Here is a 17,872-nt window from a genome sequence, read left to right as displayed (position 1 = left end):
CGTATCGTGTACAAATATGACCGCTTCGACCAGGAGATCGTCGATGCGCGCGTCGACGAGTTCCGCGACCAGACCCGCCGCCGCATCGCCGGCGAGCTGAGCGAGGACCAGTTCAAGCCGCTGCGCCTGAAGAACGGGCTCTACCTCCAGCTCCACGCCTATATGCTGCGCGTGGCCGTGCCGTATGGCATGATGTCCGGGCGGCAACTGCGCATGCTCGGCCACATCGCGCGCACCTACAGCCGCGACTACGGCCATTTCACCACCCGCCAGAACATGCAGTTCCACTGGATCAAGCTGGAAGAGGCGCCGGACATTCTGGCGGAACTGGCCACGGTCGAGATGCACGCCATCCAGACCAGCGGCGAAAGCATCCGCAATATCTCGTCGGACCATTTCGCCGGCGCCACCGACGACGAGATCGCCGATCCCCGGCCGTGGGCGGAACTGATCCGCCAGTGGACGACCTTCCACCCGGAATTCAGCTATTTCCCGCGCAAGTTCAAGATCGCGCTGACCGCGTCGGACAACGACCGCATCGCGGCGCTGTCGCACGACATCGCACTGAAACTGGTGCCGGGGCCGGACGGCGAAATCGGCTTTTGCGTCTATGTCGGCGGCGGCATGGGCCGCACCCCGTTCGTCGCCAAGCTGATCCGCCCCTATCTGCCGCCGCAGCAGCTGCTCAGCTACATCGCGGCGATCATGCGGGTGTGGAACCGCTACGGCCGGCGCGACAATATCCACAAGGCGCGGATCAAGATCCTCGTCCACGATCTCGGCGCGGAAGAATTTACCCGCCAGGTCGAGGAAGAATGGCAGTTGATGCTGCCGACGGAACCGCCCTTCCCGCAGGCGGAGCTTGACCGCATCGCCGTCCAGTTCGCGCCGCCGCCGTTCGAAACCGGCCTTGCCGACACCATCGACCCGGCGGCCGCCGCCGATCAGGCCTTCGCCCGCTGGCTGACGCACAATGTCCACGCCCATCGCCAGCCCGGCTATGCGATCGCCTCGGTCAGCCTGAAGCCGCCCGGCGGCATCCCCGGCGACATCACCGCCGCGCAGCTCGAACTGCTCGGCGATCTGGCCGAACGCTACTCGTTCGACGAACTGCGCTCCACCCACGCCCAGAACGTCGTGCTGCCGCATGTCCGCAAGGCCGATCTCTACGCGGTGTGGCAGGCGCTCGACGCCGCCGGCCTTGCCACCGCCAATCTCGATCTGGTCAGCGACATCATCGTCTGCCCCGGCCTTGATTACTGCAGCCTCGCCAATGCCCGCTCGATCCCGGTCGCGCAGAAGATCGCCGACCGCTTCGCCGACTATGACCGGCAAAAGGACCTGGGTGAGCTGAAGATCAAGATCAGCGGCTGCATCAACGCCTGCGGCCACCATCATGTCGGCCATATCGGCATTCTCGGCGTCGACCGGAAGGGGACGGAGAACTACCAGCTCCTGCTCGGCGGGTCCGGCGCGGAGGATGCGGCACTCGCCAAGATCACCGGCCCCGGCTTCGACGAAGACGGCGTCGTCGATGCGGTCGAACGGACGATCGAACGCTATCGCGAACTCCGCACCGACGGCGAACGCTTCCTCGACACCTACCGCCGCGTCGGCTTCGAACCGTTCAAGGAGGCGATCTATGGATAATCTCCTGCGTTTTCGCGACGACGAGCCGCACGAGGAACCGGCGGTCACCCTCGACGCCTTTCTCGAACAGGGCGACGCCACCGCCGTCCGGCTGGAAGCGGGGGAAGACGCCCGGCTGCTGATTCCGCATTTCGCCCGGCTGGCGCTGGTCGAGGTGTCGTTCCCGCGCTTCCGCGACGGGCGCGGCTATTCCTCCGCCCGCATCCTGCGCGAAGCCGGTTACACCGGCGAATTGCGGGCCGAAGGCGACGTGCTGGTCGACCAGTTGCTGTTCATGCGCCGCTGCGGTTTCGACAGTTTCGCGCCGGCCCAGCCGCTCGACCCGGAAGTGGTTCAGGCCTCGCTCGAACGGTACCGCAACGTCTACCAGACCGCCGCCGACCGTTCGGTGCCGGTGTGGAACCTGCGCCATGGGTGAGCCGGCCCGCCGGCTCGACACGATCGACGTCGCGCCCGGCTTCACGCCGGCCGATGCCGATCGGCTGAACGCGCGCTACACCGGCGTGGACACGGCGACGATGCTGGCGGAACTGCTGACCGGCGAACTCGCCGGGCGGATCGGGCTGGTCTCGTCGTTCGGCGCGGAATCGGCGGTGCTGCTCCACCTTGTCGCCCAGGTCGATCGGGCGGTGCCGCTGATCTTCGTCAACACCCAGAAGATCTTCGGCGAAACGCTCGCCTATCGCGATGAGCTGGCCGAACGGCTCGGCTTCATCGATCTGCGCGTCTACCGGCCGGACCCCCGCATTCTGGCGGCGCGCGACGAAACCGGCCTGCGCTGGTCCTACGACCCGGACGGCTGCTGCGGCATCCGCAAGGTCGAACCGCTGCGCCGCGCGCTGCTGCCGTTCGACGCGTGGATTTCCGGCCGCAAGGGCTTTCAGAGCGGCACCCGCGCCGCCCTGCCCCGTTTTGAGATCGACGAAGGCCGGCTGAAACTCAACCCGCTCGCCGACTGGACCAAGGCCGACCTCGACGCCTATTTCGCCGAGCACGCCCTCCCCCGCCACCCGCTGGAGGCGCAGGGATATCCGTCGATCGGCTGCGCGCCGTGCACCAGCAAGGTCCGCCCCGGCGAAGACCCCCGCGCCGGCCGCTGGCGCGGCTGGGACAAGGTGGAATGCGGCATCCACGTCGCCAACCAAGGCGACGAACCGGTCTTCTGACCCCGGCGCCGCGCCGCCCCGGACCGCCCATCCCCGGCATAGGCGAGGGACGCACCCGCACCACCCACATACCCGTCCATCCCGAGCGCCGTCGAGGGACGCACCCGCTGCCATGCGTCCCTCGACTGCGCTCGGGATGGGCGGGTGTGGCGGGGCCGGAGAAAAACCGGAGGTGGGGCGAGGCCCCCACCCTGTCAGCGGGTCTGCACCGCCGTATAGTCGTCATGCGCCAGGTCGGAGAATTTGGTGATCTCGCTCTCGAAGCGCAGGTTGACGTTGCCGGTGGCGCCGTGGCGCTGCTTGGCGACGAACACCGTCGCCCGGCCGACCACTTCCAGATGGCGGGCCTGCCAGTTGCTGTATTTGTCGCGGTCCTCGGCGGAACTGTGGTCGTTCGGTTCGTCCGGCCGTTTCATGTCGTGATAATATTCCTCACGATAGACGAACATGACGATGTCGGCGTCCTGCTCGATCGAGCCGGATTCGCGCAGGTCGGATAGCTGCGGGCGCTTGTCCTCGCGCTGCTCGACCGCGCGGCTGAGCTGCGACAGCGCCAGCACCGGCACGTTCAGTTCCTTGGCCAGCGTCTTCAGCCCGCGGCTGATCTCCGAAATTTCCTGCACGCGGTTCTCGTTCGAGCTGCGGCCGCCGCCTTGCAGAAGCTGCAGATAGTCGACGACGACCAGGCCGATGTCGTGCCGCCGTTTCAGCCGCCGGGCGCGGGTGCGCAGCGCGGCGATGGTCAGGCCCGGCGTGTCGTCGATGAACAGCGGCAGCTCCTCCAGCGTCGCCGCCGCCCGCGCGAATTCGCGAAAGTCGTGGGTGCTGAGCGCGCCGGACCGTATCTTGTGGGCGACCACGCCCGACTCCTCCGCCAGGATGCGGGTCGCCAGCTGGTCCGCCGACATTTCGAGGCTGAAAAACGCCACCCGCGCGCCGAGCGAGCGTTCCGGCGGGATGCCGTCGTCGCGGTCGCGCATCCAGCGGGTGGCGGCGTTGAACGCGATGTTGGTGGCAAGCGACGTCTTGCCCATGCCCGGCCGCCCGGCGAGGATCAGCAGGTCGCTGCGCTGCAGGCCGCCGGTCTGCGCGTTCAGGTCGCTCAGCCCGGTGGTGATGCCGGAAATCTTGCCGCCGGCGTTCTGGGCGCGCTCCGCCGCCTCGACCGCCGATCGCGCCGCCTGAAGGAAGCTCTTGACCCCGCCGCTCTCGTCGCCGCCCTCGGCCACCTTGTAGAGCGAGACCTCGGCCGCCTCGATCTGGCTTTTCGGGTCGACCGCCTCGGACGTGTCCATCGCGTTTTCGACCATGGTCCGGCCAACGTCGATCAGCGACCGCAGCATCGCCAGGTCATAGATCTGCGTCGCGAAGTCGCGCGCGCCGATCAGCGCCGCGCCGCTGCCGGTCAACTGCGCCAGATAGGCTGGCCCGCCAACCTCCTTCATCGCTTCGTCGCCGTCGAACAGCGGCTTCAGCGTCACCGGGTTGGCCACCATGTTGCGGTCGAGCAACTTCAGGATCGCTTCGTAGATCCGCCCGTGGATCGGCTCGAAGAAATGCTCCGCCCGCAGCTTCATCTGCACGTCTTCGGCCAGCCGGTTGTCGATCATCAGCGCGCCGAGCAACGCCGCTTCCGCCTCGATATTCTGCGGCAGGACGGTGGCCTCGCCCTCCACGGGCGGCACGATCGATAACAAATTCCCCATCGCCGCCTTGTCCCCTTTTCCGCCGCCCCCGGCAAGACAGGATAAGTCACGCCAAGCCCTGTGAGCGGATTGTGAATAACCGCGCCGCGCCCCACGGGGGCTTTGCTGCGCCGCACTTCCCTTCTACAGGCCGGACATGGGCGATCCACGGATCATCGACGTCGAACTGGACGAACGCACCATTCTGTGGCGCAACGCCGACGTCGAGCAGGAACGGCGGATCGCGATCTTCGACCTGATCGAGGGCAATTTTTTCAAGCCGCTGCGCGACGCGGCGGACAGTTATGCCGGCCCGTACCGCCTGCGCCTCAGCGTCGAGGAAGGCCGGCTGGTCGTCGCCCTGGCGCGCGAAGACGGCACCCCGCTCGACACGCTGATCCTCGCCCTCGGCCGCTTTCAGCGCCCGATCCGCGAATATTTCGCGATCTGCGACAGCTATTATCAGGCGATCCGCCAGGCAAGCGCGCAGCAGATCGAGACGATCGACATGGCCCGGCGCGGCATCCATGACAGCGCGGCCGAATTGCTGATCGAGCGGTTCGGCGGCAAGATCGAGGTCGATTTCCCCACCGCCCGGCGGCTGTTCACGCTGATCTGCGTGCTCCATATCAAGGGTTGAGATGACGGCCGCCGCCCCCGCCTTGCCCGCCCCGCCCGCGCTCGTCGCCGCCGCGCGCGCCGCCGCGGCCCATGCCCACGCGCCCTATTCGTGCTTCGGCGTCGGCGCCGCGGTGCTGCTTGCCGACGGCGGCGTCGTCACCGGCGCGAATATGGAAAACGCCAGCTACGGCCTGTCGCTCTGCGCCGAAACGGTGGCGCTCGCCACCGCCAGCGCGCAGGGCCGGCTGGCGGATGTCGTCGCCATCGCCGTCGCCGGCGGCGCGCTCCGCGCCGGCGCGATCAGCGGCACCGCGCCGGTCACCCCGTGCGGCCGCTGCCGTCAACTGCTGAACGAAGCGGCGCAGACCGGCGGGCGTGACATTGTCGTCCACTGCGCGGCGGCGGAGGGCGACACCATCGTCACCCACGCGCTGTCGGCGCTGCTTCCCCATGCCTTCGGCCCGGCGGATCTGGGTCCGGGGCCGGCCACCGACACACGAAAAGAGAGGCGCTGATGGCGATATTGTCCGACCGCTGGATCCGCGAACAGGCGCTGGCCCACGGCATGATCGAACCGTTCGTCGAAAGCCAGAAGCGTGACGGCTGCATCAGCTTCGGGCTCAGCTCCTACGGCTATGACGCGCGGGTGGCGGACGAATTCAAGATCTTCACCAATGTCGACAGCGCCATCGTCGACCCGAAGGACTTCGCCGCCAACAGCTTCGTCGATCGCAAGACCGACGTCTGCGTCATCCCGCCGAACAGCTTCGCCCTTGCCCGCACCGTCGAATATTTCCGGGTGCCGCGCGACGTGCTGGTCATCTGCCTCGGCAAGTCGACCTATGCGCGCTGCGGAATCATCGTCAACGTCACCCCGCTGGAACCCGGCTGGGAAGGCCATGTGACGCTGGAATTCTCCAACACCACCCCGCTCCCGGCGCGGATCTACGCCAATGAAGGGGCGTGCCAGTTCCTGTTCCTGCAGGGCAACGAACCCTGCGAGGTCAGCTATGCCGACCGCGCCGGCAAATATATGGGCCAGCGCGGCGTCACCCTGCCAAAGCTTTAGGGTTTCGCTACCTCAGGCGGAACCGCCACCGTCGCGGACAGTGGGCCGCTTGCCGGCCCGTCCCTCAGACCCGCGCGCGGGCCAGCCGCGGGCTGAGCAGGTGAACGACAAGCAGCGCCGCCAGATAGGCGCTGGCGCACAGCGCGAACAGCAACTGGTAACTGTGGGTGGTGTCGAGGATGTAGCCGGTGAAAATCGCCATCCCCATGCCGCCAAGCGCGCCGACCGTCCCGCCGATGCCGACGACCGAACCGACCGCCGCGCGCGGGAACACGTCCGACGGCAGGGTGTAGAGGTTGGCGGAAAACGCCTGGTGAGCGGCGGTCGCCAGCCCGATGACCAACACCGCGCCCCAGACGCTGTCGATATCCTGCGCGAACCAGATCGGCAGCACGCACAACGCGCATAGCAGCATCGTCACCTTGCGCGCGACATTGGGGGAGTAGCCCGCGCGGATCATCCGGGACGACATCCAGCCGCCGCCGATGCTGCCCAGATCCGAAATCAGGTAGATCGCGGCCAGCGGCAGACCGAAACTGGTCAGGTCCAGGTCGTAGCGCTGGAACAGATAACCCGGCAGCCAGAACAGGAAGAACCACCAGATCGGGTCGATCAGGAACTTGCCGAGCGCATAGGCCCAGGTCTCCGGCACGGTCAGCAGCCGCAGCCAGCCGATCGGCTCCGCCGGGTCGGCCGGGTCCTGGCGAATCCAGGCCAGTTCCTCGGCGCTGACCGCCGGGTCCTTGGCCGGGTGACGGTACACGCGCAGCCAGACGATCAACCAGACAATGCCGAAAATGCCGGTCAGGAAAAAGGCGGCGCGCCAGTCGAACCACAGCACGAGCAGCGGCACCAGCAGCGGCGTGATGATCGCGCCGATATTGGCGCCGGCGTTGAACAGGCCGATCGCATAGGCGCGCTCGCGCTGGGGAAACCAGTCGGTGACGGCGCGGATGCCGGACGGGAAATTGCCGGCCTCGCCAATGCCCAGACCGAACCGCGCCGCCGCGAAGGAGGTGACGCCCACCGCCAGCCCGTGCGCCATGTGGCTGATGGTCCAGATGACGATCGCCACCGTGTAACCCAGCCGGGCGCCGATCGTGTCGACGACCTTGCCGAAACTCAGGTAACCGATCGCGTAGGCAAGCTGGAACCAGAACACGATGTTGGCGAAATCGCTCTCGCTCCACGCGAATTCCTGCTGGAGCGTCGGCTTCAGCACGCCGATCATCTGGCGGTCGATATAATTGATCGCGGTGGCCGCGAACAACAGCGCGACGACAATCCAGCGGCGCCGGCCGGCGGGTTTCTGCGGTTTGGCCATCGCTTCAGTCATCGCGGCACTCTCTCCTGGCGGCCGCCCTGAGACGGTCCGCAAAAACCGTCCTCAGATTTGTCGTACCGGTACGATCCGGCAATCGATCGCGCCATGCCCGTCGAACACCGCGCGAACGCGCTGGCCGGGGGTGACCGGGTGGACCCCGGTGATCGCCCCGGTCGACACCCACAGCCCGGCGGACAGGGCGATGCCGCGCCCGGCCAGGTTGGCAAGCAGGAAGCGGACGGCGCCATAGGGGCCGTCCAGCATCGTCCGCGCCGTCGCGGCACCGGCGACCGTGCCGTCGATCTCCAGCCGGACCGCGATCGCGCACAGATCGATCGCGCGCCAGTCGGCAACGGCGGCGCCGACGATCAGCCCGGCATTGTTGCCGAAATCGGAAATGGTGACAGCCGGGCCGTCCTCGTTGATCCGCGGATAGGGCGAACTGGCGATCTCGATGCCCAGCCGCACATCGTCGAGCAGCGCGCGCGTGCCGGCGTCGTCGGTCGGCACCGTGCCGTTCCAGCCCGGCGCGACGTGCAGCAGCAACTCCGCTTCGGCCGCCGCGAAACCGCCCGCATAGACCGGCATGTCCGGCGCGGCGGCGCCGGGCGCCCCGTCGGCCAGCGTGATCACCGCGTCGGCGAAGATCGGCCCGGACAGGCGGTCGGCGCCCAACCGGGCGTCGTCCGGCGGGTTGATCCGCCCGACCTTCCAGCCGGCGACCCGGCGGCCGTCGACGGCCAGCGCGCGATCCTGGATGCGATAGGCCCCGGCCAGATCGACCGGGCGCACGCCGGGGTATTCGGCAAGAACCCGTCCCTCGCGCCGCGCCGTAACGAACGCTCGCGCCACCATTTCGGCCTGGTCGGTCAATCCTGTCCCCGTCGTTTGTGCCCCGTTGGCGGCTGCCTATAGGAAACCGGTGTCATATTCAATACGCCGCGTGCTTTTCCCGTCACCGATCAGTGTATTATATTATATATTTCAATTGTTTATTTGGATTATCGTTTGTTGCCGGCATGGCCGGCCACGCCGCACCGCTGCGCCGACGCCGGCAGATGACGGGCACGAAATCCGGCGCCATTCTGCGGCGCGCCGCCGAGTCGGTCGCCCCGTCCCCTCACCGGACAAGCGGCTTGCCCATCGCCCGCGTCCGGGCTAGGCAGACACCGGTGTCAGACATTGTCTCCGCTTGCCGAAGCGGGCACATGTCGGACCGGGCCGGTGTTTGGCCTGTGACCGGGAGTCTTATGGCCAGGACCAGCAAAAGCGCGGGCAAGCCGACAATCAACGATGTCGCGCGGCTGTCCGGCGTGTCGAAAAAGACGGTCAGCCGGGTGATCAACCGCTCGCCGCTGCTCAACCAGACGACGCGCCAAAAGGTCGAACAGGTCATCGCCGAACTTGGCTATGTCCCGAACCCGCAGGCGCGGGCGCTGGCGTTGCGGCGCAATTTCCTGATCGGCCTGATCCACGACAACCCCAATGCTCAGATGGTCCTGAATTTTCAGGAAGGGGTGCTCGACGCGATCCGCGATACCGAATTCGCGCTGGTCGTCCGGCCGGTCGACCGGAAATCGCCGGGCCTGCTTGCCGACATCAGCGCCTTCATCATGAAGCAACGCCCCTATGGCGTGCTGATCCTGCCGCCGGTGTCGGAAAACGACGCGATCGCCGAGACCTGCCGCGAGCTCGGCTGCAACTATGTCCGCATGGGTTCGGCGCGGCTCGACGAACCGGCGCATATGGTCGAATCGAACGACCGGCAGGTCGTCGGCCACGCGATCGAGCATCTCGCCCAGACCGGCCACCGCCGCATCGGCCTGATCACCGGCCCGGTCGGCTTCCGCTCGGCGACAGAGCGCGAGGCCGGGTTCGACGAAGCCGTCGCCCGGCTTGGACTGGATGCCGGGGCCGAACTGAAGGCGCAGGGCAATTACACGTTCGAATCCGGGCTGGCCGCCGGCGCGCGGCTGCTCGACGCGACGCCGCGCCCGACCGCGATCTTCGCCAGCAACGACGAAATGGCGGCCGGCGTCCTTCACGCCGCCCGCGAACGCGGCATCCGCGTGCCCGATCAGCTATCGCTCGTCGGCTTCGACGACACCGCGATCGCCGCCCATATCTGGCCGCCGATGACGACGGTGCGCTGGCCGATCGTCGCGATGGCCCGCTCCGCCGCGCTCAAACTGGTCAACCCGGAAGCCGCCGCGCAACAGCCGTCGCTGTTCCTGTCCGACCTGATCCCCCGCGCCTCCGTCGCCCCTCCGGCGGCCTGACGGCCCCGGCGGCGGCCCCGACGGCCCGCTTTTCCCTCTTCGTTGACACCGGTTACCTTTGCGGGCTAGACCCCTGTCATCCACCCGATAACCCAGGGAGAAACCGCGCGTGTTCGCCAAGACATTCCATGCCACCCACCCGGACATGATGGCTGGCGCCAGCAACGACGCCCTGCGCGACCGCTACCTTGTTTCCGGCCTGTTCCACGACGGCGCGGTCACCCTCACCTATTCGCACACCGAGCGTTTCGTGATCGGCGGCGCCGTCCCCGCCGGCGCCACCATCCGCCTGCCCGACCAGACGGAACCGGCCAGCGCCGCCGGCCATCCGTTCCTCGAACGACGGGAAATGGGCATCGTCAACATCGGCGCGCCCGGCACCGTCACCGTCGACGGCCAGGCGTTCCGGCTCGCCAACAAGGAATGCCTCTACGTTCCGATGGGTAGCCGCGAGGTGCTGTTCGCCGGCGACGGCGCGCGTTACTATCTCGCCTCCGTCCCCGCCCACAAAACCTGCCCGCTCAAGCACATCACCCTCGATCAGGCGAACCCGCTGGCGCGCGGCGACCTTGCCAATTCGAACCAGCGCACGATCTACCAGCTCGTCATCCCCGGCGTGTGCGAAAGCGCGCAGTTGCTGCTCGGCCTGACCGTGCTGGAGGAAGGCAGCGTCTGGAACACGATGCCGCCGCACCTCCACGACCGGCGCAGCGAGATCTACCTCTACTTCGACATGCCGGAACCATCGGACCGGGTGTTCCACTACATGGGCGAACCGGACGGCCTGCGCCATCTGGCGATCGCCAACGAGGAAGCGGTGATCAGCCCACCCTGGTCGATCCACATGGGGTCGGGCACCAAACGCTATGCGTTCATCTGGGCGATGGGCGGCGAGAATCTCGACTACACCGACATGAACGTCCTCGATATCTGCCAGTTGAAATGATGGCCGCGCCGTTCGATCTTTCCGGCCGTATCGCCCTCGTCACCGGCGCCAACACCGGCATTGGCCAGGGCATCGCCGTGGCGCTGGCCGCGGCCGGTGCCGACATCGCCGCCGTCGGCCGCAGCCCGGCGGAGCAAACCGCAGCGCTGGTGCAAGCCACCGGTCGCCGCTGCCTGCTGGTGCCCGCCGACCTGTCGAGCATCGCGCCGATCCAGCCGGCGGTCGACCGGGTGATCGCCGAACTGGGCGGGCTCGACATCCTCGTCAACAACGCCGGCATCATCCGCCGCGCCGATTCCGTCGCCTTCACCGAGGCGGACTGGGACGCGGTGATCGACACCAATCTGAAGGCGCTGTTCTTCCTGTGCCAGGCGGCCGGGCGCCATATGATCGCCCGCCACGCCGCCGGCGGCGGGCGCGGCAAGATCATCAACATCGCGTCGATGCTCAGCTTTCAGGGCGGGATCCGGGTGCCGAGCTATACTGCGGCGAAAAGCGGCGTCGCCGGCCTGACCCGGCTGCTCGCCAACGAATGGGCGGCGCAGGGCGTCAACGTCAACGCGATCGCGCCCGGCTATATCGAAACCAACAACACCGCCGCCCTGCAGGCCGACGCGACGCGCAACCGCCAGATACTGGAGCGCATCCCGGAAGGCCGCTGGGGCCGGCCGGAAGACATTGGCGGCGCGGCGGTGTTCCTGGCGAGCGCGGCGGCGGACTATGTGCAGGGGCACATCCTTGCGGTCGACGGCGGCTGGCTCGCCCGCTGAGCGGCTGAGCCGCCGCGCGCTGATCGGCGGCGGCGCGACGGTGGCGCTCGCCCTGTCCTCACCCGCCATCAGCGGCGGCGGCGACCCGGCCGCCGGGCGCTACCGGGGCGTGCGCGAACAGGGCGTCTGCGCGTTCAGGGGGATACGCTATGCCCGCGCCGAACGCTTTGCCGTCCCACGAGCGGAGCCGTTTGACGGGCCAACGCTGCGCGCGGACCGCTTCGGCCCGCTGGCGCCGCAGCGCGGCCCGACGACGGCGGCGATGGACGAGGACTGCCTGTACCTGAACGTGTGGACACCGGACACGCACCCGGCGGCGCGGCGGCCGGTGATGGTCTATTTCCACGGCGGCGCTTACAACGGCGGCACCGTCACCGACCCGCTGACCGATGGCGCCCGGCTGGCGGCTGGCGGCGACGTCGTGGTCGTCACGGTCAACCAGCGGCTGAACCTGTTCGGCTATGCCTGGCTGAAGCCGTTCGGCCCCGCCTTCGCCGACAGCGGCAACCTTGGCCAGCTCGACCTGATCGTCGCTTTGCGCTGGGTCCGCGACCATATCGCCGCGTTCGGCGGCGACCCCGACCGGGTAATGCTGTTCGGCCAGTCGGGCGGCGGCGCCAAGATCGCGACGCTGATGGCGATGCCGGCGGCAAACGGCCTGTTCCACGCGGCGGCGACGATGAGCGGGCAGCAGGTAACCGCATCCGGCCCCGGCCATGCATGGCGGCGAACGCAGGCGCTGATCGCCGCGCTCGGCCTGACCGGGGACGCCGTCGCGGCGTTGCGGACCATGCCATGGCCAAGGCTGGTCGACGCGCTCGGCGCCAACGACCCGGTGCTCGGCGGGCCGCTCTATTTCGGTCCGGTGCTCGACATGACCAACCTGCCGCGCCACCCGTTCTGGCCGGACGCGGCGCCGCAGTCGCACGCAATACCGATGATCCTCGGCAATACCCGCGACGAGACCCGTGCCTTCATCGATCCACGCGGCCCGAAACTCGCCGGGCTGAACTGGGACAATCTTGCCGCGCGGATCGGCGCGGAGGTCAAGATCGATCTCGATCCTGCCTGGGTGGTCGCGGGCTACCGCGCCCGCTTTCCCGACTGGACGCCGGAACGGCTGTTCTACGCGGCGACCACCGCGGGGCGGAGCTGGCCGGGACAGGTGATAGAGGCGGACGCCCGCGCCGCCGCCGGGGCGGAGGCGACGTGGGTCTACCAGTTCGACCGCCAGTCGCCGGTCGACCCGCTGCGCGGCGCCGCGCATATGGACGACATCCCTTATGTATTCGGCACGCTCGACGCGCCGGGCAGCTTCAGCGGAACCGGGGCAGAGGCGCGGGCGCTGCGCGACGCGATGATGGCCGCCTTTGCCGGGCTGGCGCATAGCGGGCGGCCCGGCCTGCCGGGCTGGCAACCGTACCGCCTGCCAAGCCGCGCGACGATGCTGTTCGATACGCCACCGCGCATGGCCGACGACCCGCGCGGCTGGGAACGCGCGCTATGGGCGACGGCGCCCTATATCCAGCCGGGCAGCTAGCGCCGCTTACCCGGCCCGGCTGCTGCTCCCGCTGCCGGCGGGTTCGGGTAGGCGATGATCAGCGACAGCGGGTCGGCGCCGGTCTGGCGGATACCGACGACGGCGCCGCGATAAAGGTAAGCCGCCATCCCCGGCCCGACCGTCCGGCGGACACCGTCCGATTCCACCTCACCCTGCCCCGCGAGCACGTAATAGACCTCGTCATGGTCGATCGGGTGGGCGCCGATCGCCGCACCGGGGTGCAGATCGCGCCGGCGGAACTCCATCGCCCGCGGCAGCGGCGCCGCGTCGGAGATACGATAGGCGGTGCTCATCCCGATCGCGCCGTGCGGCGGCGCCTCCTCACGCCGGGTCGCGGCTTCGTCAATCACCACCATCGGCGGCGCGGCGGCGAGCAGAGCGAGAGCGGCGGCGGCGATCACTTCGGTTCGGCCCGCATCGCCTTGTCGCGGGCGGACAGCGCCTCCTGCGCGCCCGCCACCTGACCGGGGTAGATACCGGCACGCGGCGTCATGTCGTCCAGGTTCCACGCCGCCGGATCGAATGCGGCGCGGGTCGCCGCCAGCTGGGGGTAGCCGCGCCCGACCTGATGCTCGTCATCGATGATATCGCCACGCCCCTCGGCGATGAAGAACAGGATGCGGATGTCGTCGGCCGCCCGGTCCCACGGCCGCGCGCCGACGGTGCGGAGGAGATCGGTTTCAAGGGCCGCAGCGGGTAGCACGGCCAGTCCGGCCGGGCTGGCGAGCGGCGCGTCCGCCGTAATCAGTCGCGCCCCGGTCACGCCATAGCGGCCGAACATCGGCAGCGGTGCGCCGTGCCGGTCGACCGCGATATTGTCATGGCCGTAATACGCAAGATCGCCGTCGCCGCCGAGCATCAGGAACGGCAGGCCGGCGTCGGTGTCGTTACCGCCGCGCATCACATTGCCGATCGCGGTGATCTCGCCGGTAACATAGGCGTGGCCGGCCCATTCGAGGTTCATCAGGTTGTAATGCACCGCCCGGCGACCGGGATTGTAGATCATGTTGTTGACCATCAGCACCTGCGCCCCGCCCTTGACCAGCGGCGCCCGCTCGACATTGTGCGCCCAGACATTGCGGTAGAAGGTGATGCCGGTCGCGTTGTCGTGAACCAGCGTACCTTTCGAATGCTCACCCTTCGGGTGGCTGGCATTGGCCAGCCCCTCGGCAGCAAGGTTTTCGCGGAACAGGATGTCGTGGCTCGTCCCCGCCCGCCAGGCGCGGACGTCCGCGCCGGTGAAGCGCGGGCCGGACGCCGACATGTTCTCGTCGATCGCCCACAGGAAGCTGCAATGCTCGACGATCACGTTATGTGCGGCGACAGTCGACAACGCATCCGCTTCCCAATCGGAAAAATGCGGCTGGCCGTCGGCGCCGGTCATCACCCGTAGATGGCTGACGATGACGTCGTGCCCCTTCAGATCGATGCCGCCGCGGATCAGGGTGATGCCGGGCGACGGTGCGGTCTGCCCAGCGATCGTCAGATACGGTTCGGCGATGGTCAGCACGCTGCGTTCCATGTCGATGACGCCGCCGACTTCGAATACGACGATGCGCGGCCCCTTCGCGTCGACCGCCGCCTTCAGCGATCCCGGCCCGTCCTTGGCCAGCGTCGTGACGCGGATGATTCGCCCGCCCGCGCCACCTCTTGTCGGGTCCGCCCGGTCGGCGGCCAGCGCTATATCGGCGCCGATCAGGTGGAACAGGATGGCGACAATCGCCAGATTCCGCAGCCAATTCATCATGTCTCGCTCTCCCGCGCTTGCTTCTTGACAGAGCCGCCGATGCGAGGCAATTAAAAATGACACCGGTTACCAAACCGGGGCCGATCCGCGATCCGACAGTCGCGGGGCGCCATTGGGCGCGTTTAGGATGAGGTGCCGGAGGTTTGCGCATTTTCTGTTGCGCCCCTCGATGACACCGGTAGCATAATGGTGCCCTTCCGGGCATCGAAGGGGGAAGGACAATGGGCACGGAACTGAGCCGGATTTCGCTGGTCAAGCTGGCGTTGATCGCCGGGAGCGCGCTGGTCGCGCCGGCGGCCGCCTTCGGACAGGGCACGGCACCGGCGGATGCCGCCGCGACAACGGGCAACGAGGACGTGATCGTCGTCACCGGCTTTCGCCAGTCGCTGGAAGCGGCGCTGAACGTCAAGCGCGACTCGATCGCGGCAGTCGACGCGATCGTCGCGGAAGACATCGCCAAATTCCCCGACCAGAATCTGGCCGAATCGCTGCAACGCATCCCCGGCATATCGATCCAGCGCGACGGCGGGGAAGGTCGCGCGATCACCGTTCGCGGGCTTGGCGCGCAGTTCACCCGCGTCCGCGTGAACGGGCTGGAAACGGTCGCCACTTCGACCGACGGGGCGTCGTCCAACCGTGACCGTGCCTTCGACTTCAACGTTTTCGCATCGGAACTGTTCAGCAGCCTTGTCGTCCACAAGACGGCGGAGGCGTCGCTCGACGAAGGCTCGCTCGGCGCGGTGGTCGACCTGAACACCGGTAATCCGCTGGCCGGTAAAGCCGGGGGGCACGGCGCGCTTTCGGCGGTCGGTTCCTATAACGATCTGTCGAAGGACCTTGGCCCGCGCCTCGCCGGGCTGCTCAGCTGGCGCAATGTCGACGGCACCTTCGGCGCATCGATCTCCGCCGCCTATTCGAAGACGCAGGCGCTGGAGATGGGCAACAACACGGTGCGCTGGGCGCAGGCGCGGTTTGACTCGGTCGACGGCACGCCCTGCTGGTCGGCGCCGAACAGCGGCGGCAGCTATACCGCCAGTGCGGCCTGTGACGCGGCCGCCCTTTCCTTTCACCCGCGCATCCCGCGCTATGGCGAGATTCTCCACGATCGCGAACGGCTCGGCCTGACCGGCTCGATCCAGTTCGCACCGACCGAGGCGACCAAATTCTCGATCGACGCGCTCTATTCGAAATTCAAAGAAACTCGCGAGGAGAAGTGGGGCGAGGTGCTGCTGCGCTCCAACGAACGATCGATCGACGTGTTGAACCCGGTCTATGACGGCAACGGCAACATGATCGCGGCGACGCTGAACGACGCCTATGTCCGCAACGAACATTACCTGCGCCGCTCGTCGACCGAATTCTATCAGGTCGGGGCAAGCTGGGACCAGGACCTTGGCGACAGCTTCCGCTTCACCCTGCTCGGCGGCCTGTCGAAATCGGATGCCAACATCCCGGTCGAAACGACGGTGGTGTTCGATGACCGCGACGCGCAGGGCTATTCCTACGACTATCGCGACATGAAGAATCCGGTACTGACCTTCGGCACGCCGAGCGTCACCGATCCGTCGACCTTCCAGCTCGCCGAGGTCCGCGACCGGCCGTCCAACGTCAGCAACAAATTCCGGACCGCCCAGCTTCGCACCGAATGGGACGTCGCCGACGGGTTTCAGGTCAAGGCCGGCGCGGTCTGGCGGCGGTTCGACTTCGCTTCGCTCGCCTTCACCCGCGACACCGCGGTGTGCGGCGACGGTGGCGTCGATCTGGTTCTCGGCACGATTACCTGCTCGCCGAAGAACGCGTTCGGGCCGGGCGCGGTCTACGGCTTCCCGGTCATCGCGGACCTAGCGGAAACATTCACCCTGCGCCGGTCGGGCCAGCCGGCGGGCACGACGACGCAGTGGCTGATCCCCGACCTCGCCAGTTCCACCGCCTTCACCGGCCTGTACGATCGGACGGCCAAGCCGGATACGGGCAATACCCGCAGTGTGCGCGAGGAAACCAGCGGCTTCTACCTCCAGTTCGACGCCAAGGGCGAGATTTTCGGCCTGGAATATGCCGGCAACGCCGGCATCCGCTACGCCCATACCAGGCAAAGCTCCACCGGCGTGCTGAGCGGGAACACCGTGTCGGTGACGCGCAGCTATGACGACTGGCTGCCGTCGGCAAACCTGGCGCTCTACCCGCATCGCGACATCATCATTCGCGGCGCGATCGCCAAGGTGATGACGCGGCCGACGCTCGGCAACCTGACGCCCGGCGGCTCGGTCGACGGGTTCAACTACAAGATCAGCTACGGCAATCCGTTCATCGACCCGTATCGGGCGACCAATTTCGACCTCGCGGTGGAATGGTATTTCGCCCCGCAGTCGATCCTGTCGCTGGCGCTGTTCCGCAAGAAGGTCGCCAGCTTCCCGGTGTCCGACACCTACAGCGCGACATTCGCCTCCACCGGTCTCAGCAAGGACGCGCTGCCGCCGAGTTCACCGGCCTATATCAATTTCGACCCGAGCCAGATCTATACGATCACCGGTAACGTCAACGGGTCAGGCGCAACGCTGAAGGGCGCTGAACTGGCGCTGCAGATGCCGTTCCGCTTCCTGCCCGGCATGCTCAGCAATTTCGGGCTGCTTGCCAATGCGACGTTCATTTCGTCCAATGCCGATTATTCGGTCAGCGGCCCGGCCGTTGCCCCCGGCGGCGCGCTGATCAAGGAAACCCGCACCGCCACGCTGTTCGGCGTGTCCAAGCGGGCCTACAACGCCACCCTCTATTTCGACGACGGCCGGTTCAGCGCCCGCGTGATGGGCAGCTATCGCAGCCGCTACATCGACGCCAACAGCGGCACCGGCAACATCTTTGAAGGCTATGGCGCGACGTGGAACCTCGATGCATCGATGCGCTACAAGCTGACCGACCAGATCGAATTGTCGGTCGAGGGCAACAACCTGCTCGATACCTACCGTTACCGCTACACCGACTTCGACGCCGACCGGAATTACGAGAATAACCATTTCGGCCGCACCATCCTGTTCGGCGCCCGGTTCCGTTACTGAC

Annotated in this window: 16 protein-coding genes; 11 read left to right on the top strand and 5 right to left on the bottom strand. The window is 67.5% G+C overall.

Translation table 11 applies throughout. The annotated features are described in order from the left end of the window. Nucleotides 1-6 precede the first annotated feature (6 nt). The 3 genes from ACMT1E_RS01980 to ACMT1E_RS01970 are packed head-to-tail and all read left to right on the top strand — an operon-like array spanning nucleotide 7 to nucleotide 2,816. Nucleotides 7-1,650 (top strand): nitrite/sulfite reductase, encoded by a 1,644-nt coding sequence (locus ACMT1E_RS01980; RefSeq protein ID WP_414901906.1) that lies wholly within the window; start codon nucleotides 7-9, stop codon nucleotides 1,648-1,650. Next, the gene (locus tag ACMT1E_RS01975; RefSeq protein WP_414901905.1) at nucleotides 1,643-2,068 is read left to right on the top strand and encodes a DUF934 domain-containing protein; all 426 of its coding nucleotides are present in this window, start codon (nucleotides 1,643-1,645) and stop codon (nucleotides 2,066-2,068) included. The genes ACMT1E_RS01980 and ACMT1E_RS01975 overlap by 8 nt, the downstream gene beginning before the upstream one ends. Next, nucleotides 2,061-2,816 (top strand): phosphoadenylyl-sulfate reductase, encoded by a 756-nt coding sequence (locus tag ACMT1E_RS01970; protein WP_414901903.1) that lies wholly within the window; start codon nucleotides 2,061-2,063, stop codon nucleotides 2,814-2,816. Before ACMT1E_RS01975 ends, ACMT1E_RS01970 begins: the two co-directional genes overlap by 8 nt. Before the next feature lie 194 nt (nucleotides 2,817-3,010). Here ACMT1E_RS01970 and ACMT1E_RS01965 read toward each other — a convergent pair whose 3' ends face one another. Next, complete coding sequence (locus tag ACMT1E_RS01965) at nucleotides 3,011-4,522, bottom strand: replicative DNA helicase (protein WP_414901902.1); 1,512 nt, start codon at nucleotides 4,520-4,522, stop codon at nucleotides 3,011-3,013. A 136-nt stretch (nucleotides 4,523-4,658) separates the two neighbouring features. Here ACMT1E_RS01965 and ACMT1E_RS01960 point away from each other — a divergent pair, with 136 nt between their 5' ends. Genes ACMT1E_RS01960 through dcd form a run of 3 tightly spaced genes read left to right on the top strand, consistent with a single transcriptional unit; the run spans nucleotide 4,659 to nucleotide 6,191 of the window. Further along, a complete protein-coding gene (locus ACMT1E_RS01960; protein ID WP_414901901.1) occupies nucleotides 4,659-5,141 on the top strand; it encodes a UPF0262 family protein in 483 nt (160 codons plus the stop codon). Between the two features lies 1 nt (nucleotide 5,142). Further along, entirely contained in the window at nucleotides 5,143-5,637 is a 495-nt protein-coding gene (locus ACMT1E_RS01955; RefSeq protein WP_414901900.1) for a cytidine deaminase, read from the top strand. Then, the gene (dcd, locus tag ACMT1E_RS01950) at nucleotides 5,637-6,191 is read left to right on the top strand and encodes a dCTP deaminase (RefSeq protein WP_136161165.1); all 555 of its coding nucleotides are present in this window, start codon (nucleotides 5,637-5,639) and stop codon (nucleotides 6,189-6,191) included. The genes ACMT1E_RS01955 and dcd overlap by 1 nt, the downstream gene beginning before the upstream one ends. 64 nt (nucleotides 6,192-6,255) lie before the next feature. On the opposite strand, the gene ACMT1E_RS01945 is transcribed toward dcd, so the two are convergent. Together ACMT1E_RS01945 and ACMT1E_RS01940 are read right to left on the bottom strand one after the other, a co-directional pair. Continuing rightward, nucleotides 6,256-7,527 (bottom strand): MFS transporter, encoded by a 1,272-nt coding sequence (locus ACMT1E_RS01945; RefSeq protein ID WP_414901899.1) that lies wholly within the window; start codon nucleotides 7,525-7,527, stop codon nucleotides 6,256-6,258. 51 nt (nucleotides 7,528-7,578) lie between these two features. Beyond that, entirely contained in the window at nucleotides 7,579-8,388 is an 810-nt protein-coding gene (locus ACMT1E_RS01940; protein ID WP_414901898.1) for a 2-keto-4-pentenoate hydratase, read from the bottom strand. Nucleotides 8,389-8,765: 377 nt separating this feature from the next. Here ACMT1E_RS01940 and ACMT1E_RS01935 point away from each other — a divergent pair, with 377 nt between their 5' ends. The 4 genes from ACMT1E_RS01935 (at nucleotide 8,766) to ACMT1E_RS01920 (ending at nucleotide 13,050) form a co-directional block, all read left to right on the top strand. Next, nucleotides 8,766-9,794 (top strand): LacI family DNA-binding transcriptional regulator, encoded by a 1,029-nt coding sequence (locus tag ACMT1E_RS01935; RefSeq protein WP_414901896.1) that lies wholly within the window; start codon nucleotides 8,766-8,768, stop codon nucleotides 9,792-9,794. 109 nt (nucleotides 9,795-9,903) lie between these two features. Then, nucleotides 9,904-10,740 carry a 5-dehydro-4-deoxy-D-glucuronate isomerase gene (gene kduI / locus ACMT1E_RS01930; RefSeq protein ID WP_414901895.1) on the top strand — a complete coding sequence of 279 codons (837 nt, stop codon included), beginning with the start codon at nucleotides 9,904-9,906 and terminating at the stop codon, nucleotides 10,738-10,740. Next, complete coding sequence (gene kduD, locus ACMT1E_RS01925; protein ID WP_414903249.1) at nucleotides 10,740-11,510, top strand: 2-dehydro-3-deoxy-D-gluconate 5-dehydrogenase KduD; 771 nt, start codon at nucleotides 10,740-10,742, stop codon at nucleotides 11,508-11,510. Before kduI ends, kduD begins: the two co-directional genes overlap by 1 nt. Continuing rightward, nucleotides 11,479-13,050, top strand: a complete 1,572-nt coding sequence (locus ACMT1E_RS01920; RefSeq protein WP_414901893.1) for a carboxylesterase/lipase family protein — start codon at nucleotides 11,479-11,481, stop codon at nucleotides 13,048-13,050. The genes kduD and ACMT1E_RS01920 overlap by 32 nt, the downstream gene beginning before the upstream one ends. On the opposite strand, the gene ACMT1E_RS01915 is transcribed toward ACMT1E_RS01920, so the two are convergent. Both ACMT1E_RS01915 and ACMT1E_RS01910 read right to left on the bottom strand, forming a co-directional pair. Next, nucleotides 13,047-13,427, bottom strand: coding sequence for a cupin domain-containing protein (locus ACMT1E_RS01915; RefSeq protein ID WP_414903248.1), 381 nt, complete (start codon nucleotides 13,425-13,427; stop codon nucleotides 13,047-13,049). The two genes, ACMT1E_RS01920 and ACMT1E_RS01915, sit on opposite strands and share 4 nt — an antisense overlap. A gap of 41 nt (nucleotides 13,428-13,468) precedes the next feature. Beyond that, nucleotides 13,469-14,818: a pectate lyase family protein gene (locus ACMT1E_RS01910; protein ID WP_414901892.1), complete on the bottom strand. Its 1,350-nt coding sequence runs from the start codon at nucleotides 14,816-14,818 to the stop codon at nucleotides 13,469-13,471. Nucleotides 14,819-15,039: 221 nt separating this feature from the next. Between ACMT1E_RS01910 and ACMT1E_RS01905 the strand changes: the two genes are divergently transcribed. After that, nucleotides 15,040-17,871, top strand: a complete 2,832-nt coding sequence (locus tag ACMT1E_RS01905) for a TonB-dependent receptor (protein WP_414901891.1) — start codon at nucleotides 15,040-15,042, stop codon at nucleotides 17,869-17,871. The last annotated feature ends 1 nt before the right edge of the window (nucleotide 17,872 follow it).

It is taken from the genome of Sphingomonas flavalba (assembly GCF_047553045.1).
Classification (GTDB): domain Bacteria; phylum Pseudomonadota; class Alphaproteobacteria; order Sphingomonadales; family Sphingomonadaceae; genus Sphingomonas_L; species Sphingomonas_L flavalba_A.
Note: the sequence above shows the minus strand (reverse complement) of the source record. Positions and strands in the feature narration are given on the sequence as shown.